1 protein-coding gene is annotated in these 1,026 nt (G+C 51.8%); it reads right to left on the bottom strand.

Features of this window, described 5'->3' with window-relative positions:
• A partial coding sequence (locus Q363_RS31755) for a B12-binding domain-containing radical SAM protein (RefSeq protein ID WP_035358816.1) occupies positions 1-550 on the bottom strand: 550 nt, incomplete at its 3' end.
• Positions 551-1,026 lie beyond the last annotated feature (476 nt).

Raw genomic sequence — 1,026 nt, 5'->3', positions numbered from 1 at the left:
GTGGTTGCTGGCCGTCTGTTCGCCAGACACTGCAAAAAGAGCAATGCTTCGGGCATCCGCGAATGGTCTGTACTGATGCCCACATATATTTGTCGGGAGGCGTCAGGTCCCATCGTGCAGCCAGGAACTGGCTGCCTTCGATTCGCCCACCCTCGTAAATTCTGGATGGCTTGCCTGCAAGGCAATCGGTTACGACCTTGCTCCACACAAGATCGCCGTCACCTTTCACCACAGCATGAGCATTGCCGCGATCCAGTGCTTCTTCGGGAAACAGCGTAGCGTGGATGCCACCATAGATCACCCATGCACCGCGTCCGCGCGCTATCCGGCCGACCTCATACCCACGCAGAGCATTACCTGTATGTACGCTGATGCCGACTATATCTCCCGGCATGATGCTTTCCGGCGCAATCTGCTCCAGCGACTCATCGACCAGGATGGGATCTCCCGTCGATTGGGGTGTTGCTGCCGCAAGAACAAACAGCCATCTTGGCGTAATGACGGCCGTACCAAATGAATTGTCGCTGGGATTTACGAGATGAACACTCATCGAATCCAACCTTTCCTCGTGCGAGTACGGTGGCTTCAGAGAGTGTCTTCAAAATGGGTAAATCATTGGCCCAAACTATGTTGGCGTGATCTCCGATTACGAATCTTCCTGGCCTACTACCGTAGCGATCATACAGGGTCGGTCTCTACGACGAATGAAAATGTTAGTCATACAAAGGATAAAAGAGGCTGACTCCCGGGAGATTATTGATTTCCTGCAATACAGTCAGCAGCATGCTTGATCGCAAACTGTTATGCGCGGCAGACCCAATCGTTACGAGCTACTCCCAGATAACGGTCTAGTCGGAAACAATCCCGTCGTGCAAGGAAAGTGTAGATTTCGTTAAGTCAGGAAGTCAGATTACCCTTGGTGACAGAAATGTTGACACTGGTGGCGAATTATCTTTTGTGAATTGAATCGTTTGCGCTGGATGGCGACTTTAAACTGCGAAAGATCAGGACCTCGTCCAGCACAGC

The organism is Edaphobacter aggregans DSM 19364 (assembly GCF_000745965.1).
Taxonomy (GTDB): Bacteria; Acidobacteriota; Terriglobia; order Terriglobales; family Acidobacteriaceae; genus Edaphobacter; species Edaphobacter aggregans.
Note: the sequence above shows the minus strand (reverse complement) of the source record. Positions and strands in the feature narration are given on the sequence as shown.